The sequence below is a fragment of the Sphingomonas sp. 67-41 genome (assembly GCF_001899725.1).
In the GTDB taxonomy this organism is placed as follows: domain Bacteria; phylum Pseudomonadota; class Alphaproteobacteria; order Sphingomonadales; family Sphingomonadaceae; genus Sphingomonas; species Sphingomonas leidyi.
This window is the reverse complement of sequence record NZ_MKWJ01000025.1, coordinates 291,392-317,942: the sequence shown is the minus strand read 5'-3', so window position 1 is coordinate 317,942 and position 26,551 is coordinate 291,392. Positions and strand designations below refer to the sequence as shown.

Sequence of the window (26,551 nt, the reverse complement as noted above, 5' to 3'; positions counted from 1 at the left end):
GCGCCTTTGAACCGAAATGGCGCGCCCGGAACGATTCGAACGTCCGACCCTCAGATTCGTAGTCTGATGCTCTATCCAGCTGAGCTACGGGCGCGCTGTGGAGGGGTGCCTTTAGAAGCGGTTTTCGGATCGCGCAAGCCGTTGCGTGCAGTTTTCCACAAGCATAAGGCGCTGACATGCGATTTATTCTGCTGCTCAGCTTCGCCGGGCTCGCCGGCTGCACCCAGGCGACGGGTCGATATCCCTCGCTGCTGCCCCGCCCCATCGAATCGACGAGCCTTGCCGAGCCCGAGCGGCCGGTGCCGGTCGCGACGCCCGATGCCGCGCTCGACAAGCGAATCGCCGAGATCCGCGGGGCGCTGGATGCAGGCACCAAGGCCTTCACCGCCGGTGCCCAGGATGCCGAGGCCAGGATCGCCGTCTCGCGCGGCCTGCCCCAGGGCTCCGAGGCCTGGCTGCAGGCGCAGGTAGCGATGGGTCAGCTCGCCGAGCTGCGCCGCCCGGCCGTGACCGCCCTGTCGGACCTGGACGCGCTGGCGACCCAGCGCGGCGTCGACGGCCTGCCGCCCTATCCCGCGCTCGATGCCGCCCTGGCCGATGCCGACCGGGCCGCTTCCTCGCAACAGGCAAGGATCGATTCGCTCGAAGCCGCGCTGGGCGGCACCGGCCGCTAGTCAGTTCCCCGCCAGCTCCGGGTGCAGCACCCGGAGCACGGGCATCACCGAAGCATAGTCATCGGTCCAGGGTTCGAAGCCGGGCCAGGACTGAAGCCGCCGCCAGCCGCCGCCGCGGGCCACCAGCCGGTCGAGCATCGCCTGGTCATGGCTGAGCGCGATCCATTCCGAAGCCGATTCGGCCTCGGGCTCGATCTGCTCCACCTTCGTGCCGCCGCCCGGCTGCGGGGTGGCGACGAAATGCGGCTCCGGCTCATAGGACAGCCGCACCGCCTTCCAGCCGCCATCGTGCGCCGCGGCGGACACCACGGGCGCCAGCGCCATGAACCGGTTGGAGATGTGGACGAGCAGCAGGCCGTTCGGCGCCAGCACCCGGCCATAGGTGGCGAAGGCCTGGCGCGTGAGCAGGTGCATCGGCACCGTATCCGACGAGAAGGCGTCGAGCGCGAGCAGGTCCAGGCTGGCGCTCTGCGTCTCGGTGAGCCGGACGCGCGCATCGCCGATCGAGATGCGCGTCTGGGGCGCGCATTGCCGCAGGAAGGTGAACTTGCCCGAATCGCGGGCGAGATGGACGATCGCCGGATCGATCTCGAAGAAGCGCCAGCTCTGGCCGGGCTTGGCATAGCAGGCGAGCGTACCGGTGCCGAGGCCGACCACGCCGACGCGTGCGGCCGCACCATAGAGGTCGGGCAGCGCCTGCATCGCCTGCCCCACGCCCGATCCGGGCACGTAATAGGTGGTCGGCCGCGTCGAGAGCGCACCCTTCAGCTGGATGCCGTGCAGCGTGGTGCCGTGCGCGAGCTGGCGCTCATTGTCATAGTCGGTGACGGTGTAGACGCCGAAATAGCTGCGCGTGCGCGCATCGGTGAGCGAGAGCTGGATCGAGCGATAGCCGCCGAACAGGATCAGCCCGCCCGCCAGCGCCGCCAGATAGGCCGGGCGGCGCCCGACTGCGAACAGGCCGAGCAGCGCGACGAGCACGAAGGCGATCTGCTCGTGCATGATGCCGAGGAGGTTGCCGGGATTGACCGCGCCGAGCCAGACCAGCAGCACGACGAGCGCGACCAGCGTGATCGTCTTGCCCCGCGTCCCGTGCCGCCAGAAATCCCCGATCGCCGACAGGAGGAACATCTGCGGGCAGAGCGCGCCCGCCGCCAGCACGAGCAGCGGATATTCATAGGTCCAGTCGAACAGGATCGGCGCGATCAGGCCGGCGAACACGCCGCCGAGCACGCCGCCCACCGACATGGCGAGATAGAAGCCGGTGAGCCGGTCCGGCGCCGGCCGCAAGGCATACATGCGGGCATGCAGCGTCACCGAGACGGTGAAAAGCAGCAACAGCCCGATGACGGCGTTGAGATAGGCGAGCTGCTGATGGCCGGCGATCAGCGTCGCGCCGAACATCAGGATGATCACCGGCGCGAACTTGGTGAGAATCTCGGGCAGCACCGCATTGTCGCGGAAAGCGACCGAGAAGCTCAGCAGATAGAGGCCGAGCGGCAGCACCCACAGCATCGGCACCGCCACGATGTCGGTGGTGAGGAAGGTGGTGGTCGCCAGCATCAGGCCCGAGGGGACCAGCGCCAGCGCGATCCAGTGGAACACCCGGCGCCAGGGCGGCGCGGGCGTATGGTGCGCGACATGCGGCTCGTCTTCCGCCCGGCGCGGCAGGCGCGCGGCACAGCCGGCAACGAGGAGCAGGACCAGCACGTAACCGCCGGTCCACAGCCAGCTCTGTCCCTTGAGCGCCAGATTGGGCTCGACGATCAGCGGATAGGCGATCAGCCCGCCGAAGCTGCCGATATTGGAGGCGGCGTAAAGGGCATAGGGATCCCGCCCATGGCTGGCGATGCTGTACCAGCGCTGGAGAAGCGGCGCCTGGGCCGAGATGGCGAAGAACAGCGGGCCGATCGAGGCGACGAGCAGCCAGGGCACCCAGAGCGCCGGCTCCGCCTCGCCGGGCAGTTCCATGGCGATCACGCCGATCGGCAGCCAGAGCGCCGCTACGAGAAGCACGGCGAGATGGATCGTCGCCTGGGCCCGTGGCGGCACCCGGCCGAGCCAGTGCGCATAGGAATAGCCGCCGAGCAGCAGCGCCTGATAGACCAGCATCGCGCTGTTCCACACTGCGGGCGCGCCGCCCAGCTGGGGCAGCGCCATGCGCGCGACCATGGGCTGAACGAGGAAGAGCAGGAAGGAGCCGGCGAGGATCGCGGCGACGAACAGCCAGCGCGTGGTGCGCGTGCCGGCCTGCGGCGTCACGTCGTCGATTGCATTCTCCATCGCCTCAGGCCTCCGCGCCGCTGTGCAGCGATTCGGCTTGCCGATGGATGAACCGCGGGCGGAAATTCAGGAAGTTCGGGGCATGGGGGCCCCGATTTCCCCGTCCGGAGTCTCCGCTCCGCTCGGACGAGGCAAGCTGCAGGATGTGCGACACGATCATGCAGGGGACGCAAGCAGAGGAAATCCCGCTAGTAAAGGGTGCGCCGGTGCCCGAGCGCCGATATGCCCGGTGTCCTACCCGGCGGGTCGCGCGATCCGATAGGTGATGTGCGGGTTCAGCCAATCGGGCGCCTGCGGATGGATGAAGTCGTCGGCGGGCGCCCGCACCATGCCCAGACGCTCCATCAATCCCCAGCTGCGGGTGTTGCCGAGCACCGTCATCGCCGCGACCGTCGGCACATCGAGATTGGCCCAGGCCCAGTCGAGGCTGGCCTGCGCGCCCTCGCGGGCATAGCCCCTGCCCCAATGGGCCGGAGCGAAGCGCCAACCGATCTCGACTTCGCCGAATAGCGGCGTGCCCTCCGGACCGGGCTTGAGGCCGCAAAAGCCCAGGAAGGCACCATCCTCCTTGCGCTCGACCGCCCAGAAGCAATGGCCGTGCGCGTCGAGCAGGGCGTTCTGCCGCGCCATGGCCGCGTCCGCCGCTTCCGGAGACAGGGGCGGGCCGAGATACTCCATCACCGCGGGATCCCGGCCCATGGCATGCCAGGCCGGGCGATCGCTGTCCCGCCAACGACGCAGGATCAGGCGTTCGGTTTCGATCATCGGGGGCGCTCCAGCATATAGACGATCATCGCGCCCACCGGGTCCTCCGCGGAATAGCCGCGGAGGCGGAAATCGAGATCCGCACGGCGCCGCATGCCGAGCCGTTCCATGAGTCCCCAGCTGGCGGTGTTCCCGATGGTGGTCCAGGCGCCGATCGCAGACGTGTCGAGATTGGCCCAGCCCCAGGCGATGCTCGCCTCGGCGGCCTCGCGGGCATAGCCCTTGCCCCAATGCGCCTCGGCGACGCGCCAGCCGATTTCCGGCATTCCGGCGACGGGCGCTTCGGAGCCGTAGTTGCTGGCGATGCGGATGCCGCAACTGCCGACCAGTTCGCCGGTGTCGCGCAGCACCGTGGCCCAATAGCAGAAGCCGTAGCGGGCCTGATCGTCGAGCCGGCGCGCGAACATGGCATCGATGTCCGCTGGCCCCTTCAGGCCGCCGAGCCGGGCCATCATCGCAGGCGTGTTGACCAGCGCCTCGAACGCCGGGCGATCCTCGGGCGCCCAGGGGCGCAGGCGAAGGCGGGCGGTCTCGATCATGCCGGACGGTCGATCGCGTAGACGATCATCGCGCCGAAGGGATCGCCGGGCGCATAATCGGGGTGCCGGAAATCGAGATCGGCGCGGCGGTGCATGCCGAGCCGCTCCATCAGCCCCCAGCTGCGCCTGTTGCCGATCACCGTCCAGGCGGCGATGCGCGGACGGTCGGTATTGGCCCAGCTCCAGGCGATGCTTGCCTCCGCTGCCTCGCGCGCAATGCCCTGTCCCCAGAATTTCTCGCCGATGCGCCAGCCGATCTCCAGCTCCTCGGGCACCGGCGTGTCGGGATGGCCGCCGATGCGCACGCCGCAGACACCGGCCATCTCGCCGGTCCCAAGGAGCTCGACCACCCACATGCAATGGCCGTGGCGCTCCTGCTGGGCCATCATCCTGTCGATGATGGCATCGTGCTTCGCCTGGGGCACGGGGCCGCCGAAATGCGCCATCATCGCCGGCGTGTTGGCGAGAGCATGGAAGACGGGCTTGTCTGCCTCGCGCCAGGGGCGGAGGAGAAGGCGTTCGGTGGCGATCATCCGGCGAGCAGCCTTGCCGCCAGCGGCGCGTGATAGGTGAGCATGCCCGAGCAGCCGGCGCGGCGAAAGGCCATCAGCGTCTCGAGCACCAGCGCGTCGCGCTCCCCAGCCCCGGCGGCGGCGGCGGCTTCGATCATCGCATATTCGCCGGAGACCTGATAGGCGAAGACCGGCACCTGGAACGCGTCCTTCACCCGCAGGATGATGTCGAGATAGGGCAGCCCGGGCTTCACCATCACGCTGTCCGCGCCCTCGGCCAGGTCGAGCGCGACTTCGCGCAGCGCTTCCTCGGCATTGGCCGGGTCCATCTGATAGGTCTTCTTGTCGCCCTTGAGCAGCCCGCGGCTGCCGACCGCGTCGCGGAACGGGCCGTAAAAGGCCGAGGCATATTTGGCGGCATAGGCCATGATCTGGACGTTGACATGGCCATTGGCCTCGAGCGCGCCGCGGATCGCGCCGACCCGGCCGTCCATCATGTCCGACGGGGCGACGATGTCCGCCCCCGCCTCGGCCTGGAGCAGCGCCTGGTCGACCAGGACCGCGCTGGTCTCGTCGTTCAGGACATAGCCCTGGGCGTCGACGATGCCGTCATGGCCGTGCGCGGTATAGGGATCGAGCGCCACGTCGGTGAGCACGCCGATCTCGGGCACCGCATCCTTGATCGCGCGGATCGCCCGGCACATCCGATTGTCCGGGTTGAGCGCCTCGCGCCCGTCATCGGTGCGCAGTTCCCGCGGCGTGTTGGGGAAGAGCGCCAGGCAGGGAATGCCGAGGTCGCGGGCCTCGCGCGCGCGCGCCACGATGTCCTTCAGGCCCCAGCGCGAGACGCCGGGCAGCGATGCGATCGGCTCTTCCGCCTCGCCTTCCGTGACGAAGAGCGGCCAGATCAGGTTCGCCGGGGTGAGCAGGGTTTCCGCATGCAGCCGGCGGCTCCATTCGGAAGCGCGGGTGCGGCGGAGGCGGAGCGCGGGATACTGACTCATGGCCGCGCTGATGCGCCCTCAGCAATTGGGTTGCAAGCGTCCCGCGGGCTCGGTGGCGGCGAGCGCCTCCTCCTCCACCGTGGCGGGCTCGGGCGGCACTTCGAGCACTTCGCTGCGCCAGCGGCCATAGCGATAATAGAGCGCCGCGAGCGTCAGCGAGCAGGCGGACCCGATCGGAAAGGCCAGCCACAGCGCGTCGCTGCCGAACCAGCGCTGGCCGAGCACCGCGAAGCCGAAGCGGATCGGGAAGAGCGTGATCGCCAGGATGACCAGGGGCGGCACGGTGGCGCCATTGGCCCGCACGGTGGAGAACAGCACCATGGTCGCGCCGAACATCACGAAGGTCCAGCTGGCAAGCAGCTGGATGTGGCGGGCGATCGGGATCGCCGGACTGTCGCCGCCGACGAACAGCGCCATCACCGGGCGGTCGAACAGCAGGATCGCGACGATCACGACCAGGGTGATCGCAGTGTTGTAGACCAGCCCGGAGCGGGTGATGGCGTTCACCCGATCCCACCGGCCCGCGCCGATATTCTGTGCGGCCATGCTCGACACGGCGACGCCGATCGCCATCGCCGGCATCTGGATATAGGTCCAGAGCTGCTGCGAGACGGCATAGGCCGCGGCGGTGTCGACGCCCAGGCGGTTGACCAGCCCGATCATGGTGAGGCCGGCAGTGGACATGACGAGCATCTGCGCGCCCATCGGCAACCCCTTGGCGACGATGGTGCGGACCAGCGCCCGTTCCGGGATCAGATAATGCAGCTCATGACCGCGCAGCCGCACCGGCAAGTCGCGCCAATAGACATAGAGGAGCAGGCCGAAGGACGAGACCAGCCCGGCGATCAGCGTCGCGGTGGCCGAGCCGGCGATGCCCATGCGGGGGAACGGGCCGATGCCCTGGATCAGCAGCGGGTTCAGCCCCGCGTCGATCGTGACGCTCAGCACCATGAACCACAGCGGCGTGATCGAATCGCCGGTGCCGCGCAGGCTCATCTGGATGAGCACGCCGAGCATGCTGAACGGCAGGCCGAGGAAGATGACGCGCAGATAGTCGCGCGCCATGTCCTGCGCCTCGCCGGGGGTGGCGAGCAGGCGGAGGATCTGCGGGGCGAACAGCCAGCCCAGGATGGCGATCACCACGGCGCCGCCCATCACCAGCCCGATCGCCGAGCCGAAGGCGCGCCGCGCCGCCTCGACGTCGCGCCGGCCCATCGACTGGCCGATCAGGATGGTCGCCGCCATGCCGAAGCCGAATACTGCCGAGAACATCAGGAACATGATGATGTTGGCGTTGGCCGTTGCCGCCAGCGCCTGTTCCCCAAGGAAGCGGCCGACCCAGATCGAGTTGATCGAGCCGTTGAGCGACTGGAGGATGTTCGAGCCGAGCGTGGGCAGCGCGAACAGCAGCAGCGTCCGGCTGATCGGGCCCTGGGTCAGGTCGTGGCGTTGGGGGGGACCGGCCATGGCGCTCGCTCTGGTTGGAGTCGGCGGAAAGGACCTCCCGCCTCCCCTCACCAGCACCGGGCGGCGGTCAGGTCAAGCCGTGCGGGCGCTCCGGCGGCGCATGGCCCAGAGCGCGACCATGCCCAGCGCGAACAGGCCGACCGCCTCTTCCGGGATCGGGCTGGGGTCGCCGCCGCCCGGATTGGTGGTACCCGGCGGCGTATAGGTGCCGGTATAGGTGCCGAGATGGAACTCGCCGTTCTGGACAAGGCTGCCGAACACCGCCGAGCCCTGGATGTAATTGCCCGTGGTCGCTGCCGCGTTCGGCGCGAGCACCGATCCGCCCCAGGCGGTGGTGGCGTTCAGCGTCTTCGCGTCGGGGAAGTTCCAGATGACGTGCTGGCCCAGCCCCTGGGTGCCGCCCAGGAAATTGTCGTTGAGCGTCACGTTCGCGCCGCTGACGTTGACGATCGCAGTGTCCGCCCCGTTCAGGTTGAACTGGATCTCGCCGATCCTGTCGAGATCGGCGGCGCTGATGTTGAACACCGCCACGCCGCTGGCATTCGGCACTGCGTTGAAGGTGCCGCGATTGCCGGCGATCGCCAGGTTGCTGTTGGCATCGAGCCCGCCCAGCGTGCGCGACAGGTCGGTAAGGCTGCTGGTGAGCAGGCTGCCCTGCTGCTTCAGATTGACCGAGAAGGCCGGATCGCTTGCCGACAGGCCCGACTGCACCGTGTTCTGGTTGACGTTGGTGTTGGCGATCGTGCCGCCGACCTTCACCGTCTGCGCCGGGCCGTTGAGGTTGAAGCCGCTGTTGACGTTGCCGCCGATCACCGCGCCCGAACCGTTGTTGAGGTTCTTGGTCGAGCCGTTGACGTCGCCCACCACGGTGAGGCCGGGCACGCCGAGCGGGCTCGGGGCGGGATTGGCGATCTGATAGTTGGAGGAATTGCCGTTGAGGTTGCCGCCGACGAAGGTCCGTCCCTCCACTTCCGAGGAGGAAGTCAGGTCCCCGAGCACGACCAGGTTCCAGGTGCGCAGCGCATCGAGCCCGGCGATGGACTGGGCGGACGCGGGCACGGCGGCGAACAGCGCCGCTGCGGCGACGCCGGCGGAGAGCAGGAAGCGGTTCATGGCGACTCCGAGGGATTGACGACTCGGAGCTTGGTTAAGGGCACGGGGCGCCCGGAAGATATTGAGAAGCTTGGTTAACGGCGTCCCGATTCGGGAGGTTCGCCGAAATGAGTATTGCCGCCCGGTTCCGTCATCCCACCCACGCGGGATGACGGAATAGAGGTCAGCCCAGTCGGGCCAGCGCTGCCAACAGCCGCTCGGCCTCGGCGGCCTTTTCGGCATGGTCGGCCCGGGCCTTCTCGACTGCCTCGGGCTTCGCCTTCTCCACGAAGCTGGCATTGCCCAGTCGGCCCGCCAGGCCATCGCGCTCCTTCTCGGCCGCGGCGATCGCCTTGGCCAAGCGGGCACGCTCGGCTTCGAGGTCGACGACGTCGCCGAGCGGCAGCACGAAGGTCGCTTCGTCGACAATGATCTGGAGCGAACCGGCAAACGACATGTCCGACGACTTCACCGCACTCCCGATGCCTTCGATCAAGGCATAGACACCTTCATTCTCATCGAAGATGCTCTCGACGCGGGCTAGGCGCCGCAGCGCGCTCGCGCTCCGGGCGAGGCGGGGGCGATTCTCCGCTGCCTGTTGAGATACAAACAGGTCCAGCTTGGCCGATGGCGGCACGTTCAGCTCGGTCCGCGCCGCGCGGATCTCGCTCACCAGCCGGATCAGCCAGTCGATCTCCTGCGCGGCCGAGGGATCGAGCGCGCGGGCATCCGCCATCGGCCATTTCGCCACGATCAGTTCGTGATCGCGCGGGCCCATCTTCGACCAGAGTTCCTCGGTGATGAAGGGCATGAACGGATGGAGCATGACCAGGATCTGGTCGAGCACCCAGCCCGCCACCGCGCGCGTCTCTTCGACACCTTCCGCGCCCTCGCCCTGCAGCACCGGCTTGATCAGCTCGAGATACCAGTCGCAGAACCGGCTCCAGACGAACTGGTAGATGGCATTCGCCGCCTCGTCGAAGCGCAGGTCGGCCAGCGCCAGGTCGATCGCCTGCACCGTCGCCACCGTCTCGGCGACGATCCAGCGATTGACCGCGAGCTCGGCCGCGGGCGGCTCGAGCGTGGTCGACGCGCCGATGCCGTTCGACTGGGCGAAGCGCGCCGCGTTCCATAGCTTGGTCGCGAAGTTGCGATAGCCTTCGATCCGGCGCTCATCCATCTTGATGTCGCGGCCCTGGCTCTCCATCGCAGCCATGAAGAAGCGCAGCGCATCGGCGCCATAGCTGTCGATCAGCCCGAGCGGATTGACGACATTGCCCTTGGACTTGGACATTTTCTGCCCATCGGCCGCGCGGACAAGGCCGTGGAGATACAAGGTCTTGAAGGGCACTGCTTTCATGAAATGCAAGCCCTGCATCATCATCCGCGCATCCCAGAAGAACAGGATGTCGAAGCCCGAGATCAGCACGTCGTTCGGATAGCGCCCGCCGAGCGTGGGATCGGGGTTCTCCGGCCAGCCCATCGTCGCGAAGGGCCAGAGCGCGGAGGAGAACCAGGTGTCGAGGACGTCATTGTCCTGGGTGAGCTTCACGCCCTCCCCGGCCTGCGCCTGGGCTTCGGCCTCGCTCTCGGCGACATAGATGCTGCCGTCCTCGGCGAACCATGCCGGGATCCGGTGTCCCCACCAGAGCTGACGCGAGACGCACCAGGGCTGGATGTTCTCCATCCAGTTGAAATAGGTCTTTTCCCAGCTCTTCGGCACGATCCTGGTCGCGCCGGAGCGCACCGCCTCGATCGCCGGCCTAGCCAGCGTCGCGGCGTCGACATACCATTGGTCGGTCAGCCAGGGCTCGATCACGTCGCCGGAGCGGTCGCCGAACGGCGTCGCGATCGTACGCGGCTCGGCGTCGTGCTCGACGCCTTCCTTGTCGACATGCGGGATCAGGAAGCCTTCTTCCTTCAGCCGCGCGATCACCTGCTTGCGCGCGTCGAACCGGTCGAGCCCGAGCAGTTCGGCGGGGATCAGCCCGTCCGATGTCTGGGCAATGCGCGCCTTTGCATCGAGCATGTTGAGCATGTCGCGCGCCTCGATCCCGGCCCGCCTGCCGACCTCGAAGTCGTTGAAGTCATGCCCCGGCGTGATCTTCACCGCACCCGAGCCCAGCTCGGGATCGGCATGCTCGTCGGTGACGATCGGGATCAGGCGGCCGGTGATCGGCAGCCTGACCATCTTGCCGACCAGATCGGCGTAGCGCTTGTCCTCGGCGTTCACGGCGACCGCCATGTCGGCCAGCATCGTCTCGGGGCGCGTGGTGGCGACCTCGATATGGCCCGATCCGTCGGCGAGCGGATATTTCAGGTGCCAGAAGCTGCCCTTGACGTCCCTGGTCTCGACTTCGAGGTCGCTGATCGCGGTGCCCAGGCCCGGATCCCAGTTCACCAGGCGCTTGTCGCGATAGAGCAGGCCCTGCCTGTGCAGCTCGACGAACACCTTGAGAACGGCCTTGGAAAAGCCCTCGTCCATGGTGAAGCGCTCGTCGGACCAGTCCATCGAGCAGCCGAGGCGGCGGAGCTGCTGGGTAATCTCGCCGCCGCTCTCCTCCTTCCACTCCCAGACCTTGGCGACGAACTCCTCGCGCGTGAAGTCGGTGCGCTTCTGCTGCCTGAGGTTCATCTGGCGCTCGACGACCATCTGGGTCGCGATGCCGGCATGATCGGTGCCGACCACCCAGCGCGCGTCCTTGCCCTTCAGCCGCGCATGGCGGACGAGGATGTCCTGCAGCGTATTGTCGAGGGCGTGGCCGATATGGAGGCTGCCCGTCACATTGGGCGGCGGGTTGACCAGCGTCCAGGGATCGGCGCCGTCGCGCGCGGGGCGGAACAGGCCATTGGCTTCCCAATGCCGGTACCAGCGGGATTCGAGTTCGGCGGGGTCGAAGGTCTTGGGCAGTTCGGACATGCCCTGCCCTTAGCGATGTGTAGGCTATACACACAACCCATCGTCATCCCCGCTCGCACGGGGATGACGAATTGCGGATGGGTCACCTCGCCGCGGCGGTCCCCGCGTCCTGCTGCTTGCCCGTATACCGGTCCAGCCAGCCAAGCACCGTGCCATACCATTGCATCGAGTTCTTCGGCTTGAGCACCCAATGGTTCTCGTCCGGGAAGACCAGCAGCTTGGAGGGGATGTCGCGGCGCTGGAGCGCGGTGAAGGCGGCCAGGCCCTGGGTATAGGGAATGCGGAAGTCCTTCTCGCTGGTGATCACCAGCTGCGGGGTCTTCCATTTATCGACATGGTTCACCGGGTTCCACTTCTCGAACGCGGCGGGATCCTCGAAATAGGCCTTGCCGCCATGTTCCCACTCGTCGAACCACAGCTCCTCGGTCTCATAGGCCATGGCGCGGGCGTCGAACACGCCGTCATGCTGGACGATGCACTTGAACCGATCGGGCCACTGCCCCTCGATCCAGTTCATCATATAGCCGCCATATGAGGCGCCGAGCGCGCAGGCATTGTCGGCATCGAGGTACGAGAACTTGTCCGTCGCGGCCTTGAGGCCCTTTTGCAGGTCCTCGAGCGGCCAGCCGCCCCAATTGTTGCGGATCGCGTCGGTGAAGGCCTGGCCATAGCCGGTGGAGCCGTGGAAATCGACCGCGACCACCGCATAGCCGGCGCCGGCGAACACCGCCGGGTTCCAGCGATAGGACCAGCTGTTGTTGCTGCTGCCCTGTGGCCCGCCATGGACGATGAAGGCGATCGGCGCCTTCCCGCCCGCGGCCAGGCCGGCCGGACGCACCGAATAGCCCCAGACGGTGTCGTTGTTGGCACCGGCGAAGCTGAAGCGCTCGACCTTGGGCAGGTCGATGCCCGCCAGCTTCTCGGCGTTGACCGAGGTCAGGCGGGTGCTGGCCTTGCCCTTGAGCTGGTAGAAATCGTCCGGCGCGGTGAGGCTGTTCATCGAATAGACGATGCCGCCCTTGGTCGGCACCACCGCGGTGACGTTGCCGAGCTGGGTGAGCCGGGCGACCTTGCCGGTCTGCGGGTCGACCGACCAGATCGGGTTCTCCTGCGTATCCTCGGCAGTGACGTAGATCGTCCTGGAATCCGGCGCCCAGGCGATCGAGCCGACCGAGCGGTCCCAGGCCTGGGTTAGCGCCCTGGTCTCGCCGGTGGCGAGGTTGCGCAGCTGGAGGACCTGGCGATCGGCCTCGTACGTGGCGCGCGCCATCGAGAAATAGGCGAGCCACTTGCCGTCGGGCGAGACGGTGGGGAGATTGTCCATGCCCTCGTTCGCCTTGGTGAGGTTCACCGGCGCCGAGCTGCCGTCCGCCGGCGCGGCGAAGATGTCGAGATTGGTCGACTTGGCCTCGATCCGGCCCGCCTCGCGCAGGGCGAAATAGACGGTCTTGCCGTCGGCGCTCCAGGCGACTTCCTCACCGCCGCCAAAGGGCTTGGAGGGGCTGTCGCCGATCAGGCCGCCTTCGATGGCGACTCCGTTGCCCGTCGCGCCGTCCGGGCCAAACGGCAGCACGAAGAGCTGCGAGCGCTCGCCGTTGCTCCACGTATCCCAATGGCGCACGAAGAGCTGGTCATAGGTGCGGCCCGAGCCGGCATTCGGGTCCTTCTTGACCATCGCGGGCTCCAGGCTGGGCGCACCGGGCTTGCGATCGGCCCAGACAAGCAGCTTGCTGCCGTCGGGCGAAACCTTGAAGCCGTTGAACCCGCCCGGGATATGCGTGAGCCGAGTCGCGGTGCCGCCGGTGATCGCGATGCCCCAGACGGCGTCCTCGCCGCCCTTGTCCGACTGGAACCAGACGGTCTTGCCGTCAGCGGAGAATTGCGGGCTGGTTTCGTTGACATCGGCTTCGGCAACGAGCTTCTCGGGCTTGGCGCCCTTCACCGTCAGGTCGAGGCGCCACAGGTCGTAGCGGCCCCGGTTGGCGGCGAGATCGGTCTCGCGCTGCTGCCAGACCAGCCAATGGCCGTCGGGCGAAACTGCGGGGGCACCGACGCGCGACAGGGTGGCGACGTCCTGGATGGTGAGGTCACGCGCCAGCGCGGGCGCAGCGGTGGAAGCGAGCGCGACGCCCGCGAGCAGGATGTGCTTCATGCCGGCTACGATAGCCGGAAGGTTGCAGGCGTTACAATCGTCCGCACGCGCGACGGGCGGCCATTTTCGGCACCCCGGCGTTCGCCGGGGCGGGTGCCATGCGCCGAAATGGAAGACGGGCTTATTGCCGCCCGGTGATTCGCGAGATCTCGCGTGCGACCATTTCCTCCACCAGCCGCGGCAGATTGGCGTCGAGCCAGTCGCGCAGCATCGGCTTCAGCATCTCGCGCACCATGCCCTCGAGCGTGTCGGTGCCGGTCACCTCCGGCTTGACCACCATCCGCGACAGCGCTTCGAGCGGGCCGCGAGTCGCTTCGGCGGCACGATCGGACAGGATCGGGTCGGCGGGCTGCTCGGCAGCTCCTTTCGGGGCGGCTTCGGGCGGCGTCGGGGAACCCATCGACATCGGGGTCGGCGTCTCCACTCTGTCTTCGTCGACCGGCTGGCTCAGCTCGAGCACTTCGTCGATGGCGGCGGATTTCTCCGCCACCGTCGCCGCACGTCCGCCGCGGCGCGCACGCGTCGCGATGGCAGCATCGCCTTCCTCGGCGATGATGCGCTTGATGGAGGAAAGAATCTCCTCCATCGACGGCTCGCTACTGATGTCCCCCATCAACCGGCTACTCCTGAAAGCCCCGGAGGCGCGTCATCAGGGATTTTTACGGTTAATGTCAACAGGCCGCGTCGCATCGCCGCGCTGAAGCACGGGATCGAGCGAGGTGGTGGTGACGGCCGGCGTCTGCGCGGGAGTCTGGTTGGTGCGGGTGCCCACCGGCTGCGGTTCGGGATCGTCGTTGCGATCCGACCAGCGATTCTTCACGCGCTTGTAGTTGACGTCCGGATCGTAGAGCGGCCCGCCGTCAAGGTTAAGATCGCGTGCCTCGGCCCGGCCCATCGCCGCCAGCAGCGTGAAGCCGGCGACATAGGCGTCGCGCTCGGCGGTGACGTAATTGACCTGGCTGGTCAGCAGTTCCTGCTCGGCGTTCAGGATGTCGAGGATCGTACGGGTGCCGACGCTGTTCTCGGCGCGGACGCCTTCCAGGCTCAGCTTGTTGGCATCCACGGCGACCCGCGACGATTCGATCACGCGCAACGCCGACTGGTAGTTGGCATAGGCGGAGCGCACCTGGGCGATCACGCCGCGCTCGGTGAGCGTCACCGTCTCCAGCGCCGAGGCCCGGCGCGCCTGGGCCTGGCGAACCTGCGCCGCCGGAAGCCCGCCCTGGAAGACCGGCAGCGTCAACTGCGCGCCGATGGTGTTCGAGATGCCGTTGGGGTTCTGGCCGCCCAGCGTACGCGCTTCTTCGCTGAGCGAGCCCAGGTAATTATAGTAGCTGGAGCCGGCGGTCAGCGAGACCTGCGGCGAACGACTGGCCCTGGCTGCCTTCACGTCGAACGCAGTCGCGTCGCGCTGCTTCTGCGCCGCCTCGAGATTGGGATTGTTGCTGATCGCGGCCTGTTCCGCATCCTGCACGTCGCCAGGCAGATTCGGCAGCGCCGGCGGCTGCGCGAGCACGCCCGGGGGGGCGCCGACGACGCGGATGTAATTCTCGCGCGAACCGATCAGCCCGGCCTCGGCAGTGCGCAGCTGACTCTGGGCGAGCGCGAGACGCGCTTCGGACTGCGCGACGTCGGTGCGCGTGAGATCGCCCACTTCGAACCGATCGCGGGTCGCCTGGAGGTTGACCTCGAGAACATGGACGTTCTGCTGGTTGAGGCGGACGATCGCCTCGAAGCGCAGCACGTCGACATAGGCGGTCACCGCATCGGTGAAGAGCTGCGCTTCGATACCACGCAGGCTGGCATGGCCAGCATCGACGCGAGTCTCCGCCGCACGAACCGAATTGCGCACTCCGCCGCCCGAATAGATCGGCACCGAAAGATTGAGGCCCAGGCGAGCGGTCCGAGTCGGGCCGGCAAGCGGGCCGGCAAGCGCGTCGCTATTATAGATGCTGTCGCTCAGCGAACCCGTGCCGTTCACGCCGGGACGGCCGGCGGCCCTGGCGATCGGCACGTTCTCGTCATTGGCGCGCTGGTTGGCGCGCTCCGATTGAAGGCCCGGATTGGTGTTGTAGGCAAGCACCAGCGCGTCGCGCAGCGTGGTGGTCGGCTGCGCGGTCTGGCCCGGTGCGCCGGTGCCCACCCCCTGCACGGGAGTGTCGGTGCCGGCACGCGTCGTCGTGGTCTGCGCAGCGGCAGGCACGGCGATCGCGACAAGGCTGGCGCCCAGAAACAGAGAGGAAATTCGCATGAGCCTCTTTCAGATCAGAATTGAAAGGTTCGTAGGCGCTCGAAACCAGGAAGAACTGCACATTCGATATCGGCGAAATCGACGAGGCCGAAGCCCCCCTCGGTGCGACGGCCCGCCGCAAGGCGCGTCACGCCGCGATCCAGGAGGCCGGTCACCACCCGCCCGTCGGGCGCGAGCTGATCGAGCAGCGCGGCGGGAAGCGCCTCGACCGCGCCGTCGACGACGAGCAGGTCATAGGGGCCTTGCGCGGCATGGCCGGCGGCGAGCGGCCCCTCGACCAGCTCGACATTGGCATAGGCGGCGAGCGCGGTGCGCGCGAGCGCCGAGAGGCCGGGCTCCTCCTCCACCGCCACCACCGAACCGGCGAGACCGGCGAGCAGGGCCGCCGCATAGCCGCCCGCAGCGCCGATCAGCAGCACCTTGTCGGTCGGGCGGATTTCGGCGGCGGTGAGCAACCGCCCCGTTGCGAGCGGCAGGTTGTGGCTGCGCCCCCCGGCGAGCGGCAGCAGCGTGTCGCGATAGGCGATCGCGCGATGCGCCTCGGGAAGGAAGTCCTCGCGCGGCAGGCGCGCCATCGCCTCGACCACGCGAGCGTCGTTGACCGCGTTGGTGCGCAGCTGGCTGGCGACCATCGCATGGCGCATCACATCGAAGCGGTTCGCCTCGGCAGGCGCGGAATCTACCGTAAGAGCCATCATTACCCCGGCTATCTGGCACAACCGTGTTAGCTGTGCAATACACTGATTATGTAGGGCGGCTTGTATCCCCTTCGCAACCCTTCGCCAAGCAATGCGCGCAGCTATTTTTGCACTGCAATGTTGACATGTCGGCAGCAGCCTGCGCATTGCCGCCGCTCGCTCCGAGGCCCGATGGCGGAGTGGTGACGCAGAGGACTGCAAATCCTTGCACGCCGGTTCGATTCCGGCTCGGGCCTCCACTTCTTCTTGCGGCATCACCACTTCATTGCCCGCGTCCCGGCGCCGGCATTCCCGCCGCATGTGTGTCTTTCCCGCAACTCATCGATCGAATCGCACGGGCCATCGACACCATACCGGCCCGGATGCGGAACAAATCGCGATTCATTGCCGTTGGTCCCCCGATTATCGGGAGACGAGGCATGTATGATTTCGGCATCCGACACGCCCTAACCGGCTATCGCGTCGCGTACCGTCCGGAGCAGGAGAATTACTGTCCGGGCTGTGGCAGGTCGCATTGGGTGATCGGCCGGCTCACGGCGGAATGCGCCTTCTGCGCCACTGCCCTGCCGCTGATGGTGGGCGGGAGCACCGGCAGCGGGCTGATCCGTCAGCGGGGCGTGACGGCACTCGCCGCCTGAACCCGCTGCCGGCGCGCGTGCTTTCGCGGGCCGGCGCTCCGCGACTTTCCCTGTCGGGCGGATCGCGCGGGCTGTTGCCGCCGCCGTCGCGGGCGAGGCGCCTTGGGCTTGCAGCATGGCGACGAGCCGCTATGCCGCCGCTATGACCGGCGCTCAACTCACGCTCTACAATTCGCTGACCCGCGGGCTGGAAACCTTCCAGCCGCTCGATCCCGAGCGCGGCGTGCGCGTCTATTCCTGCGGGCCGACGGTCTACAACTACGCCCATCTCGGCAATCTGCGCGCCTATGTGTTCACCGATACGCTGAGCCGCGTGCTGACCTGGAAGGGATATGCCCTCACCCATGTGATCAACATCACCGATGTCGGCCATCTGACGTCCGATGCCGATGTCGGCGACGACAAGATGGAGGCGGCGGCCCGTGCCCAGGCGAAGAGCATCTGGGACATCGCGGCCCACTATACGGCGGCGTTCAAGCAGAACATCGCCGACCTCAACATCCGCCAGCCCTCGCGCTGGTCGGTCGCGACCGACCACATCGCCGAGATGATCGACTTCGCCGAGAAGATCGCGCCCGAGCATTGCTACGCGCTCGATTCGGGCCTGTATTTCGACGTGACCACCGTGCCCGATTATGGCCGCCTGGCCGGCAATCAGGACGACGCCGCCGAGGGGCGGATCGATCCGGTGGCCGGCAAGCGTCACCCGCAGGATTTCGCCATCTGGCGCAAGTCGCCGCCGGGCGAGCAGCGCCAGATGGAATGGGACAGCCCATGGGGCAAGGGGGCGCCGGGCTGGCACCTCGAATGCTCGGTGATGAGCATCAAGTATCTGGGAGCGCCGTTCGACATCCATACCGGCGGCATCGATCACCGCGAAATCCACCACCCCAACGAGATCGCGCAGAACCAGGCCTTTTGCGGGTGCGGCGATTCGGGGGCGCATTTCTGGATGCACAACAACTTCCTGGTGGATCGCCAGGGGAAGATGAGCAAGTCCAAGGGCGGCTTCACAACGCTCCAGTCGTTGATCGACGCCGGCGTGCATCCCCTCGCCTATCGCTTGATGTGCCTTTCCGCCCAGTATCGCAGCGAGCTGGAATTCTCCGCCGAGAACCTGGCGGCGGCGCTGACCCGACTGAAGCGGCTCGTGATGACCGTGACTGCCCTCAAGGCCCGGGCCGAAGGCGAAGGCATTGCGCCGGAGGCCTGGCTCGCTCGGCTCGACGAGGCGGTATCGGACGATCTCAACACGCCCAGGGCGCTGCCGGCGCTCGACGACCTCCTCGCCGAGAAGAAGCTGTCGCCCGCGGATCGCCTGGCTGGCCTGGCGGCATTCGACGCGGTGCTGGGCCTGCGGCTGCTCGACCTGACTCGCGAGGCGCTCCGCATGCGGCCCGTGAGCGCCACGATCACCGTGCAGGAGATCGAGGACCGGCTGGTCGAGCGCAAGGAAGCGCGGCTGGTGAAGGATTTCCAGCGTTCCGACACGATCCGCGACGAACTCGCCGCCGCCGGCGTGGAAGTGATGGACGGCGACGCGCTGGGCTGGGACTGGAAACCGGTGCTCGGCGAATAGGCGGGCGCAACTAAGGCCTTTGAACCCGGGCCGGCCACGCGCTAGCCTTTGATCCATGAAGGCCGTACTCCCCGCCCTCGCCCGCCCGCTGGTGGAGCCGCAGCTCCCGCCGGGGCTCGACGTCCATTGGTTCACGAGCACCGACGAAGCGGTCGCGCTCGTCGCGGATGCGGACATCGGCTGGCTCGACAACAACGATCCGCGCGAATGGGCGCGCGCGGTGGCGGCTGCGAGCAGGCTGCAATGGCTGTCGACCATCTATGCCGGGCTCGATGCGCTCGATACGAACCTGCTGCGGACGCGCGGCACGCGCGTGACCAACGGCAGCGGCGTCAATGCGCATACCGTCGCCGAATATGCCGTGATGGGGGCGCTGGTCGCGGCCAAGCGCTTCGACCAGGTGGTCCGCGCCGCGGATCGCCACGAATGGCCGACCGATGCGCCCGGCAAGCTCGAACTGTTCGAGAGCAAGGCGCTGGTGATCGGCTATGGCACGATCGGGCGGCTGATCGGCGAACGCCTCGCGGCATTCGGCGTCGAGGTGACCGGCGTCACCCGTTCCGGCGCTGCAGGTACGGTGGGCCCGGATGCCTGGCGCGCGCTGTTGCCCGAAACCGACTGGGTGTTCCTCGCCGCGCCCGCCACCCCCCAGAGCCGGGCGATGATCGGCGCCGAGGAGCTGGCCGCGATGAAACCCTCGGCCTGGATCGTGAATGTCGGCCGCGGCGAGCTGATCGACCAGGATGCGCTGATCGAGGCCTGCGCCAGGCGGCGTATCGGCGGCGCCTTTCTCGATACGGTGACGCCCGAGCCGCTGCCGCCCGAACATCCCCTGTGGAGCACGGCGAACGTCATCCATTCGATGCACCTCTCCGGCCGCAGCCAGACGCGGATGTTCCTGCGTGCCGCCGCGCTGTTCGTCGAGAATGCCCGGGCATTTGCGGAAGGGCGCCCGCTCAGGAACGAAGTCGACCTCGCCGCGGGATATTGAAACCTCCCTGCCCCTCCGAGTTTCGCTTGCATCGGGCGCCGTGCGGCGATTAGTTAGGCAAATGCCTAATCAAATCGACGCCGCATTCGCTGCCCTGGCCGACCCCACCCGCCGCGCGGTCGTCGAGCGGCTTGGCGACGGTCCGGCCAGCGTGAGCGCGCTCGCCGCCGGCTTCACCATGGCGATGCCGAGCTTCCTGCAGCACATCCGCCTGCTCGAGGGCGCCGGCCTGGTGCGCACCGCGAAGCAGGGCCGGGTACGCACCTGCACGCTGGAGCCGCTTGCCCTCGCCGCGGTGGAGCAATGGATCGTCGAGCGCCGCCGCACGACCGAGGCCCGCTACGACCGCCTCGCCCATTTCCTCGACGCGCAGGACAAGGAGAACGACCATGGCTGAAGCCGTCCACGACAAGTTCGTCATCGAGCGCCGTTTCAGGCAAGCCCCCGCCAGGGTGTTCGCCGCCTTCGCCACCGAAGAGGGCAAGGCGCGCTGGTTCTCGGGGCCGAACGAGGCCTGGGAAATGGTCGATCGCCACTTCGATTTCCGGGTGGGCGGCACCGAGCACCTGGAAGGCCGCTGGAAGAGCGGCACGGTCACGCGCTTCGACTGTTCCTATCACGACATCGTGCCGGATGGCCGCATCGTCTATGCCTATCGCATGAAGCTGAACGGCAAGCCGATCTCGGTGAACCTCTGCTCGATCGAGTTGCTGCCCGATGGCGACGGCACCCGCCTGCTCCACACCGAGCACGGCATCTATCTGGACGGCTATGAAGACAATGGGTCCCGCTTCCACGGGATCGGCCTTCAGTACGACAAGCTGGCCGAGACATTGCCGGGCTGACGGCTTCGTTGCGTCAGGGCGGGCATTCGTCGCGGAACGCTATGCTCGCCGCGCTCCGCACGCGAGCACGGCCTCCGTCCCTTCCCCGGGTTCAGGAGGACCGCCATGCCCGTTGCCGCTCGCCCCATCGTCTTCGCGCCCGCCTTGCTGCTCGCTGCGACCGCCTGTTTCGCCGGCGCCTCGGACAAGGCCGCCGCCAATGCCTCCGAAGCGGGGGCCGCGCCGGCGCAGCAGGGCGTATCCATCACCGGCGACGTCCAGGCACCGGCGGGCGCGCGGATGGAAGGTGGCAAGGTTGTCGCCTGCTCCTCGCCCTATCAGAGCTGCAAGACCAAGATCGAGGCGCCACTGCGGCAGGCCGGCGGCTCGAGCTGGGCCTATGAACTCAAGCTGCCCGATCGCGGGCCATGGCAGCTCATCGCATGGCAGGATGCGGATGGCGACGACGAAGCCTCTCCGGGCGATTATCTGGGCATTGCCCGCGACGGCGCCGAAATCTCGGCCCCGGCCAGTGCGGTGCGCATCGCGGTGAAGCTGGTCGCGGGAGACCAGGCGGCCGCCAAGGCTTCCAACGGCGACATTCCAGGGCTGGCGGGAAGCTGGTCGCAGTCCTCGACTGCCACGGAACTGGTGATCGGTTCCAAGATCAAGTTCCAGCCGAGCATGGCGACCGGCTATGGCACCAATCTGGGCGGCACCTTCGGCCCCGGATCGGCGACCAACACCACGATCGTGACCGAGTCCATGCCGGTGACCGTGCGGCGCCAGATGACCCTCGTCATCCGCCGGGACGGCACCTTCACCTGGCGGATCACCAAGATCCAGCCGGAAGGCAAGAGCTGCACCAAGACGATCAATCAGGAGAAGCTGGGCCGCATCCAGACGGCGGGCGGCAAGATGACCTTTGCGATCCAGGGCGGCAACGAGAGCTGGAGCGGGTGCGGCAAGGGCGGCTCGGGGACGATCTCGCCGCGTAGCGAGACATATGGCTACAGCAATGCAGGCGGCGGCCTGCGGCTGACCGGCCCGGGCGGCGTGAACTGGGCGTTCCGCCGCGGTTGAGCGATTTACCCTGGCGGGGAAATTTTTCGCTTGCACGATTTTACCCCGCCGGGGTAAGCCGTTCGGGCTATGACGACACTTGCAGGCACCAAGATTCGCCGCTTCCGCGAGGAACGCTCTCTTACCCGCGCCGCGTTCGGCGCGTGGTTCGATATTCCGGGCTCCACGGTCCAGGGCTGGGAGAAGGACGGCAAGCGCGCGAACGCCAAGGTGATGAACCTGATCGCCGCGCACGGCATCGCCGGCGCCGCCGACTGGAACGTCACCGTGCGCGATGCGGAGAACGACATGCATGCGAGCTGGAGCCCGTCGAGCTGGAAGGCGGCGGAGGCGCGCCAGCTGCCCAATTACCCCGATCAGGGCGCACTCGATGCAGCGACGACGCAGCTCACTTCCTTCCCGCCCCTGGTCTTCGCCGGCGAAGCGCGCGAGCTGACCAGCGAACTGGCCAAGGTTTCGCGCGGCGAGGCATTCCTTCTCCAGGGCGGCGACTGCGCCGAGAGCTTTGCCGAGTTCCACCCGAACAACATCCGCGACACGTTCCGCGTCATCCTCCAGATGGCGGTAGTGCTGACCTTCGCCTCGAAGCTGCCGACGGTGAAGCTCGGGCGCATGGCCGGCCAGTTCGCCAAGCCGCGTTCCGCCGATACCGAGACGATCGGCGGGGTGGAACTGCCCAGCTATCGCGGCGATAACGTCAACGACATCGCCTTCACGCCCGAGGGTCGCACGCCCGATCCGCAGCGGATGCTGCAGGGCTATTCGCAGTCCGCGGCGACGCTCAACCTGCTGCGCGCCTTTGCGCAGGGCGGCTATGCCAATCTGCACCAGGTCCACAAATGGACCCACGACTTCATGGGCCGCAGCCCCTGGGCCAAGAAATATGCCGATCTGGCCGACCGGATCGGGGAAGCGCTCGACTTCATGGCCGCCTGCGGCATCGATGCGGACAGCGTGCCGCAGCTCAAGGCGACCAATTTCTACACCAGCCACGAAGCGCTGCTCCTGCCCTATGAGGAAGCGCTTACGCGCCAGGACAGCCTCACCGGCGACTGGTACGACACCAGCGCGCACTTCCTCTGGATCGGCGACCGCACCCGCTTCGAAGGCTCGGCGCATGTCGAGTTCCTGCGCGGCATCGGCAATCCGATCGGCATGAAGTGCGGCCCCAGCCTCGAGCCCGACGCACTGCTGCGCCTGCTCGACGCACTCAACCCCAGCCGCACGCCGGGGCGGATGACGCTGATCACGCGATATGGCCATGACAAGATCGAGGCCGGCCTGCCCAAGCTGGTTCGCGCGGTGAAGCGCGAGGGACATCCGGTGGTGTGGAGCTGCGATCCGATGCACGGCAACGTGATCAAGGCGGCCAATGGCTACAAGACCCGCCCGTTCGAGCGAATCCTCGCCGAAGTGCGCGGCTTCTTCGCGGTGCATCGCGCCGAAGGCACCTTCGCCGGAGGCATCCATGCGGAGATGACGGGGCAGAACGTCACCGAATGCACCGGCGGTGCGATCGACATCACCGAACAGGGCCTCGCCGATCGCTACCACACCCATTGCGATCCACGTCTCAATGCGGGACAGAGCCTGGAACTTGCCTTCCTGTTGGCTGAAATGCTCAACGAGGAAATGGCGGAACGCCGCAAGGCCGCCGCTTGATCAATTGTTGCGGAACACATCCGTAATTTAGCGGATTTACATCGCTGTCAGCATCTTGGATGGACTGCGCTTTACGCGGAGTTTTAGTTGGCAACGGTGAGGGAGCGTCTGCCAGAGAACTGGGCTGCGTCGGTACGTCCGGCGCTAATGCTGTTTGCGGGCGCCTTGATCGGTTGCATTAGCTGGGCCCTGTGGCATCGCTTCACCGGCAGGAATCCTCCGATCGGCATCGCCATCGGAGTTTCGGTCAGCGGACTGATCCTGAGCAGCACCCGGCTCTGGCCGCTGCTCGCGATCGCCGTGCTCGCCACATATGAGATATTCGAGCCCCAATATCCGCTGGTGGCCAAGCTCGCCGCGGCGATGGGCCTGGCATTCGGCGCGCTGCTGACGGCATCGATCATCCGGCGTCGCGGCGTCCGGCCCACCGAATTGCTCGATCCGCGCTCGATCCTGTGGGTATTCGTCGCGGCGTTGGCCGGATCGCTGCTGGCGGCAGGGATCGTCGCACTCGGCACCATCGCGGCAGGGCGGCCGACCATCTTCGTCGAGAAGTTCGCACAACAGGGGCTCGGCATGATCCTGGCGGCGCCGTTCGTGCTCGTCTGGGCGACGCCGCTGCGCGAACGCTGGTCGGCCCTTCGATGGGCCGGCTTCGTCGTCACCATGCTCCTCTGCGGAATCGTGACGACGGCCGTCTTCCTGCTTCCGCGCGAGGATCCCGTGGCCTGGGCGATCTTCCCGCCGCTCGTACTCGCCGCCCTGGGCTGGCACCTGCGGGGCGCGACTACCGCCATGGCCATCTGCGCGGTGATCGTGTTGTTGAGCACCGAGATCGCCACCGGGCCGTTCGCGCTCGCTGCGCCCGGGAATCGCGTGCTGCTGGCGCAGATGTTCGTGGCGGTCACCTGCGCGACCATCGTCCTGCTCGCCGCCCATGCGGACGAGCGCCACGCCGAGGACAAGCTCCGCATCGCCGCCAGGCGGATCGAAGTTTCGCGGCGCAACCTCACCAACATGGCGCGCGACGCCGCCACCGCGGTGGCGATCCTCGACCGGGACATGCGCTATGTCGCCACCTCGCAGCGCTATGTCGCCGATCATCGCCTGCCCGAGGGCACGGCGCTCGAGGGGCGCAGCCACTTCGAGGTCTTTCCCGATTGCTCCCCCGAGCGCCGCGCGATGCTCGCGCGCGTGCTCGACGGCGAGCAGCTCTCGGGCTACGGCGATCCGCTGCGGCATCCCGATGGCAGCGTCGATTATGTGCGCTGGAGCCACCGCCCCTGGTATGACGAGGACGATCGCATTGCCGGCATCGTGCTGGCGAGCGAGATCGTCACCGCCGAGATGGAGGCGCGCCGCAAGCTGGAAGAGGCCGAGCGCCGCTATCGCGCCGTGTTCGAGCAGGCCGGGGTCGGCGTGGGCCGGCTCTCGCTTCAAGGCGTGTTCCTCGAAGTCAATGATCGGATCTGCGAGCTCACCGGCCATCCTCGCGAAGCGCTGATCGGCGAAAGCTGCCGCAAGACCAGCACCGCCGAGGAGTGGCCCGCGACGATGGACGGGATCCAGGCGCTCGCGCGCGGCGAGGTTGCCTATTATTCCGACGATCGCATGGTGGTGACGCATGAAGGCGCGCTGCGCCCCGTGCATTGCACCGCCAACCTCGTCCGCTCCGGCGACGGCACCGAAGACTATATCGCCGTCGTGCTCCAGGATATCTCGCCGCGCATCGCCGCGCAGCGCGCGCTGGAGGAGAGCGAGAAGCTGCTCCGGCTTGCCCAGGAAGCCGCCGGCGTGGGGGTGTGGGAGATCGACCTGGTGCGCGGCGGCTCGCGCCACTCCCCGCAGAGCGCGCGCCTGTTCGGCCTGGAATGGCACGAGGGCGAGTATCGCATGGCCGATGTCGCCGATCGGCTCGGCCCGGAACAGGTCGCCGAACTGCGCCGGGCGATCGGCAGCGCCAGACGGGTCAAGGGCCCGCTCGACATGACGCTGCGGCTGGCAATGCCCGATGGGGAGGCGCGCTGGGTGACGCTGCAGGGCCGCTACGACCCGCATGACGGCCAGCCGCGGCTGCTCGGCCTGGTGATCGACATCACGCACGACATGGAAGCCGATGCCCAGCTGCGCGAAGTGCACGAGAAGCTGCTCCGCCTCGCCCGGCTGAACGCCATGGGGGCAATGGCCTCGACGCTGGCGCACGAGCTCAACCAGCCGCTCGCGGCGATCACCAACTATATCGAGGCTTGCCGCTATCTCACGCGTTCGCGCGGCGAGCCGGACCACGACATCCTCGATGCGCTCGATCATGCGCGGGTGCAGGCGCTGCGAGCCGGCGACATCATCCGCAAGATCCGCTCCTTCACGGTGAGCGGCGAGATCGTCCAGGCAAGCTTCGACCTGAACGCGGTGATCTATTCGGCCAGTGCGGCGGTGCGGCAGCTCAAGATAGCGCAGGGCGCGCGGATCGACTGCGATTTCGACCCCGCGCCCGCCAATCTGATCGGCGACGCCCTCCAGATCGAACAGGTGCTGAGCAATCTGATCCGCAACGGCGTGGAGGCGACGACGGGTCGCGCCCGGCGCGAAGTGAGCGTGACCACTCGCGTCGGGCCGGAGGAAGTCGTCGTCCAGATCGCCGATAGCGGCGCCGGCCTCAGCGAAGCGATGCTCGACAATCTGTTCGAGCCCTTCCGCACCACGAAGGAGAGCGGCACCGGGCTCGGCCTGCCGATCTGCCGTACGATCGTCGAGGCGCATGGCGGGCGGCTCTGGGCCGAGAACGGCCCGGGCGGCGGGGCGATCTTCAGCTTCGCGCTGCCGATCGCGGAGACGCGCGAAACCGCCCCGCTCCATGACGAAACATACTGAAACACCCCTGCAAGACCGGCCTTCCAGGAGCGACCTCAGCCGGCGCCTTGCCCCTCTGTGCCGCCGGCTCCCCAAACTACGGGGCGGCCGGACTGCAACCTCCGGCCGCCCTGGCCTTTCTCAGCCCGGCCAAGCCCTTCTCAGCCCGGCGCGTGGCAGACCGCCTCGATGTTGAGCCCGTCGGGATCGCGCACGAAGGCCGCATAATAGTTCGGGTGATAGAGCGGCCTGAGCCCCGGGGCCCCGTGATCGCGCCCGCCCGCCGCCAGCGCCGCCGCATGGAAGGCATCCACCTCGGCGCGCGTGCCGGCGCGAAAGGCGATGTGCGTCCCCTCGCCCACGCGCTCATTGTCGCCGATCCAGAAAAAGGGATCGTCACCCCTCCCGAAGCCATGGGCGGTGCCGCCTGAGCCATTCTCCTGCGCCGGCACGGTCATCAGCAGCGTGATGCCCAGCGGAGCCAGGGTGGCCGCGTAGAATTGCCTCGAGGCCTCGGCGTCCGAAACCGCGAAGCCGACATGATCGAGCACCTGCCTGTTCCTTCCT

The 26,551-nt window shown here is 67.6% G+C and carries 22 protein-coding genes and 2 tRNA genes; 10 read left to right on the top strand and 14 right to left on the bottom strand.

Features of this window, described 5'->3' with window-relative positions:
• Positions 1-17: 17 nt before the first annotated feature.
• Positions 18-94 (bottom strand) — tRNA-Arg (locus tag BGP17_RS19745).
• An 82-nt stretch (positions 95-176) separates the two neighbouring features.
• On the opposite strand from BGP17_RS19745, the gene BGP17_RS19740 reads away from it, so the two are divergent.
• Positions 177-674 (top strand): hypothetical protein, encoded by a 498-nt coding sequence (locus tag BGP17_RS19740; RefSeq protein ID WP_167298935.1) that lies wholly within the window; start codon positions 177-179, stop codon positions 672-674.
• On the opposite strand, the gene BGP17_RS19735 is transcribed toward BGP17_RS19740, so the two are convergent.
• The 12 genes from BGP17_RS19735 to BGP17_RS19680 all read right to left on the bottom strand — a co-directional run bounded on the left by BGP17_RS19735 (position 675) and on the right by BGP17_RS19680 (position 16,354).
• Positions 675-2,957 (bottom strand): fused MFS/spermidine synthase, encoded by a 2,283-nt coding sequence (locus BGP17_RS19735; protein ID WP_167298934.1) that lies wholly within the window; start codon positions 2,955-2,957, stop codon positions 675-677.
• A 234-nt stretch (positions 2,958-3,191) separates the two neighbouring features.
• Entirely contained in the window at positions 3,192-3,722 is a 531-nt protein-coding gene (locus tag BGP17_RS19730) for a GNAT family N-acetyltransferase (protein ID WP_286713301.1), read from the bottom strand.
• Complete coding sequence (locus BGP17_RS19725; RefSeq protein WP_286713299.1) at positions 3,719-4,261, bottom strand: GNAT family N-acetyltransferase; 543 nt, start codon at positions 4,259-4,261, stop codon at positions 3,719-3,721. The genes BGP17_RS19730 and BGP17_RS19725 overlap by 4 nt, the downstream gene beginning before the upstream one ends.
• Positions 4,258-4,794, bottom strand: coding sequence for a GNAT family N-acetyltransferase (locus BGP17_RS19720; RefSeq protein ID WP_286713297.1), 537 nt, complete (start codon positions 4,792-4,794; stop codon positions 4,258-4,260). Before BGP17_RS19720 ends, BGP17_RS19725 begins: the two co-directional genes overlap by 4 nt.
• On the bottom strand, positions 4,791-5,777 hold the full coding sequence (gene hemB, locus BGP17_RS19715) for a porphobilinogen synthase (RefSeq protein WP_286713296.1): 987 nt from the start codon (positions 5,775-5,777) through the stop codon (positions 4,791-4,793). The genes BGP17_RS19720 and hemB overlap by 4 nt, the downstream gene beginning before the upstream one ends.
• 18 nt (positions 5,778-5,795) lie before the next feature.
• Complete coding sequence (locus tag BGP17_RS19710) at positions 5,796-7,244, bottom strand: MATE family efflux transporter (protein ID WP_167298929.1); 1,449 nt, start codon at positions 7,242-7,244, stop codon at positions 5,796-5,798.
• 72 nt (positions 7,245-7,316) lie between these two features.
• Entirely contained in the window at positions 7,317-8,357 is a 1,041-nt protein-coding gene (locus BGP17_RS19705) for a choice-of-anchor A family protein (protein WP_286713295.1), read from the bottom strand.
• A 163-nt stretch (positions 8,358-8,520) separates the two neighbouring features.
• Positions 8,521-11,256, bottom strand: a complete 2,736-nt coding sequence (locus BGP17_RS19700) for a valine--tRNA ligase (protein WP_286713294.1) — start codon at positions 11,254-11,256, stop codon at positions 8,521-8,523.
• A gap of 82 nt (positions 11,257-11,338) precedes the next feature.
• A complete protein-coding gene (locus BGP17_RS19695) occupies positions 11,339-13,408 on the bottom strand; it encodes an alpha/beta hydrolase family protein (RefSeq protein ID WP_286713292.1) in 2,070 nt (689 codons plus the stop codon).
• A gap of 121 nt (positions 13,409-13,529) precedes the next feature.
• A complete protein-coding gene (locus BGP17_RS19690) occupies positions 13,530-14,021 on the bottom strand; it encodes a DUF2497 domain-containing protein (RefSeq protein WP_167298925.1) in 492 nt (163 codons plus the stop codon).
• Positions 14,022-14,057: 36 nt separating this feature from the next.
• Positions 14,058-15,659 carry a TolC family outer membrane protein gene (locus BGP17_RS19685; protein ID WP_286713290.1) on the bottom strand — a complete coding sequence of 534 codons (1,602 nt, stop codon included), beginning with the start codon at positions 15,657-15,659 and terminating at the stop codon, positions 14,058-14,060.
• A 14-nt stretch (positions 15,660-15,673) separates the two neighbouring features.
• Positions 15,674-16,354: a protein-L-isoaspartate O-methyltransferase family protein gene (locus tag BGP17_RS19680; protein WP_286713289.1), complete on the bottom strand. Its 681-nt coding sequence runs from the start codon at positions 16,352-16,354 to the stop codon at positions 15,674-15,676.
• Positions 16,355-16,522: 168 nt separating this feature from the next.
• Between BGP17_RS19680 and BGP17_RS19675 the strand changes: the two genes are divergently transcribed.
• The 9 genes from BGP17_RS19675 to BGP17_RS19635 all read left to right on the top strand — a co-directional run bounded on the left by BGP17_RS19675 (position 16,523) and on the right by BGP17_RS19635 (position 26,005).
• Positions 16,523-16,596, top strand: a tRNA-Cys gene (locus tag BGP17_RS19675).
• A gap of 180 nt (positions 16,597-16,776) precedes the next feature.
• The gene (locus BGP17_RS19670; RefSeq protein ID WP_167297630.1) at positions 16,777-16,995 is read left to right on the top strand and encodes a hypothetical protein; all 219 of its coding nucleotides are present in this window, start codon (positions 16,777-16,779) and stop codon (positions 16,993-16,995) included.
• 142 nt (positions 16,996-17,137) lie between these two features.
• Positions 17,138-18,574, top strand: coding sequence for a cysteine--tRNA ligase (gene cysS, locus BGP17_RS19665; RefSeq protein WP_286713287.1), 1,437 nt, complete (start codon positions 17,138-17,140; stop codon positions 18,572-18,574).
• A gap of 55 nt (positions 18,575-18,629) precedes the next feature.
• The gene (locus BGP17_RS19660; protein WP_286713286.1) at positions 18,630-19,565 is read left to right on the top strand and encodes an NAD(P)-dependent oxidoreductase; all 936 of its coding nucleotides are present in this window, start codon (positions 18,630-18,632) and stop codon (positions 19,563-19,565) included.
• Between the two features lie 61 nt (positions 19,566-19,626).
• Entirely contained in the window at positions 19,627-19,962 is a 336-nt protein-coding gene (locus tag BGP17_RS19655) for an ArsR/SmtB family transcription factor (protein ID WP_286713284.1), read from the top strand.
• Positions 19,955-20,410, top strand: coding sequence for an SRPBCC family protein (locus tag BGP17_RS19650; protein WP_167298919.1), 456 nt, complete (start codon positions 19,955-19,957; stop codon positions 20,408-20,410). Before BGP17_RS19655 ends, BGP17_RS19650 begins: the two co-directional genes overlap by 8 nt.
• A gap of 105 nt (positions 20,411-20,515) precedes the next feature.
• Positions 20,516-21,472 carry a hypothetical protein gene (locus BGP17_RS19645; protein WP_286713283.1) on the top strand — a complete coding sequence of 319 codons (957 nt, stop codon included), beginning with the start codon at positions 20,516-20,518 and terminating at the stop codon, positions 21,470-21,472.
• Between the two features lie 288 nt (positions 21,473-21,760).
• Positions 21,761-23,134 carry a class II 3-deoxy-7-phosphoheptulonate synthase gene (locus tag BGP17_RS19640; RefSeq protein ID WP_167299422.1) on the top strand — a complete coding sequence of 458 codons (1,374 nt, stop codon included), beginning with the start codon at positions 21,761-21,763 and terminating at the stop codon, positions 23,132-23,134.
• A 147-nt stretch (positions 23,135-23,281) separates the two neighbouring features.
• Entirely contained in the window at positions 23,282-26,005 is a 2,724-nt protein-coding gene (locus BGP17_RS19635; RefSeq protein WP_279589392.1) for a PAS domain S-box protein, read from the top strand.
• Positions 26,006-26,145: 140 nt separating this feature from the next.
• Here BGP17_RS19635 and BGP17_RS19630 read toward each other — a convergent pair whose 3' ends face one another.
• Positions 26,146-26,535: a VOC family protein gene (locus BGP17_RS19630; RefSeq protein WP_286713281.1), complete on the bottom strand. Its 390-nt coding sequence runs from the start codon at positions 26,533-26,535 to the stop codon at positions 26,146-26,148.
• Positions 26,536-26,551: the final 16 nt, after the last annotated feature.

Coding starts and splice junctions, on each gene's coding strand:
- BGP17_RS19710 (WP_167298929.1), bottom strand. CDS start 7,244: ATGGCCGGTCCCCCCCAACGCCACGACCTGACCCAGGGCCCGATCAGC.
- BGP17_RS19685 (WP_286713290.1), bottom strand. CDS start 15,659: ATGCGAATTTCCTCTCTGTTTCTGGGCGCCAGCCTTGTCGCGATCGCC.
- cysS (WP_286713287.1), top strand. CDS start 17,138: ATGACCGGCGCTCAACTCACGCTCTACAATTCGCTGACCCGCGGGCTG.
- BGP17_RS19730 (WP_286713301.1), bottom strand. CDS start 3,722: ATGATCGAAACCGAACGCCTGATCCTGCGTCGTTGGCGGGACAGCGAT.
- BGP17_RS19700 (WP_286713294.1), bottom strand. CDS start 11,256: ATGTCCGAACTGCCCAAGACCTTCGACCCCGCCGAACTCGAATCCCGC.
- BGP17_RS19655 (WP_286713284.1), top strand. CDS start 19,627: ATGCCTAATCAAATCGACGCCGCATTCGCTGCCCTGGCCGACCCCACC.
- BGP17_RS19645 (WP_286713283.1), top strand. CDS start 20,516: ATGCCCGTTGCCGCTCGCCCCATCGTCTTCGCGCCCGCCTTGCTGCTC.
- BGP17_RS19720 (WP_286713297.1), bottom strand. CDS start 4,794: ATGATCGCCACCGAACGCCTTCTCCTCCGCCCCTGGCGCGAGGCAGAC.
- BGP17_RS19705 (WP_286713295.1), bottom strand. CDS start 8,357: ATGAACCGCTTCCTGCTCTCCGCCGGCGTCGCCGCAGCGGCGCTGTTC.
- BGP17_RS19670 (WP_167297630.1), top strand. CDS start 16,777: ATGTATGATTTCGGCATCCGACACGCCCTAACCGGCTATCGCGTCGCG.
- BGP17_RS19690 (WP_167298925.1), bottom strand. CDS start 14,021: ATGGGGGACATCAGTAGCGAGCCGTCGATGGAGGAGATTCTTTCCTCC.
- BGP17_RS19660 (WP_286713286.1), top strand. CDS start 18,630: ATGAAGGCCGTACTCCCCGCCCTCGCCCGCCCGCTGGTGGAGCCGCAG.
- BGP17_RS19695 (WP_286713292.1), bottom strand. CDS start 13,408: ATGAAGCACATCCTGCTCGCGGGCGTCGCGCTCGCTTCCACCGCTGCG.
- BGP17_RS19635 (WP_279589392.1), top strand. CDS start 23,282: ATGCTGTTTGCGGGCGCCTTGATCGGTTGCATTAGCTGGGCCCTGTGG.
- BGP17_RS19735 (WP_167298934.1), bottom strand. CDS start 2,957: ATGGAGAATGCAATCGACGACGTGACGCCGCAGGCCGGCACGCGCACC.
- BGP17_RS19640 (WP_167299422.1), top strand. CDS start 21,761: ATGCATGCGAGCTGGAGCCCGTCGAGCTGGAAGGCGGCGGAGGCGCGC.
- BGP17_RS19725 (WP_286713299.1), bottom strand. CDS start 4,261: ATGATCGAGACCGCCCGCCTTCGCCTGCGCCCCTGGGCGCCCGAGGAT.
- BGP17_RS19740 (WP_167298935.1), top strand. CDS start 177: ATGCGATTTATTCTGCTGCTCAGCTTCGCCGGGCTCGCCGGCTGCACC.
- BGP17_RS19680 (WP_286713289.1), bottom strand. CDS start 16,354: ATGGCTCTTACGGTAGATTCCGCGCCTGCCGAGGCGAACCGCTTCGAT.
- BGP17_RS19650 (WP_167298919.1), top strand. CDS start 19,955: ATGGCTGAAGCCGTCCACGACAAGTTCGTCATCGAGCGCCGTTTCAGG.
- hemB (WP_286713296.1), bottom strand. CDS start 5,777: ATGAGTCAGTATCCCGCGCTCCGCCTCCGCCGCACCCGCGCTTCCGAA.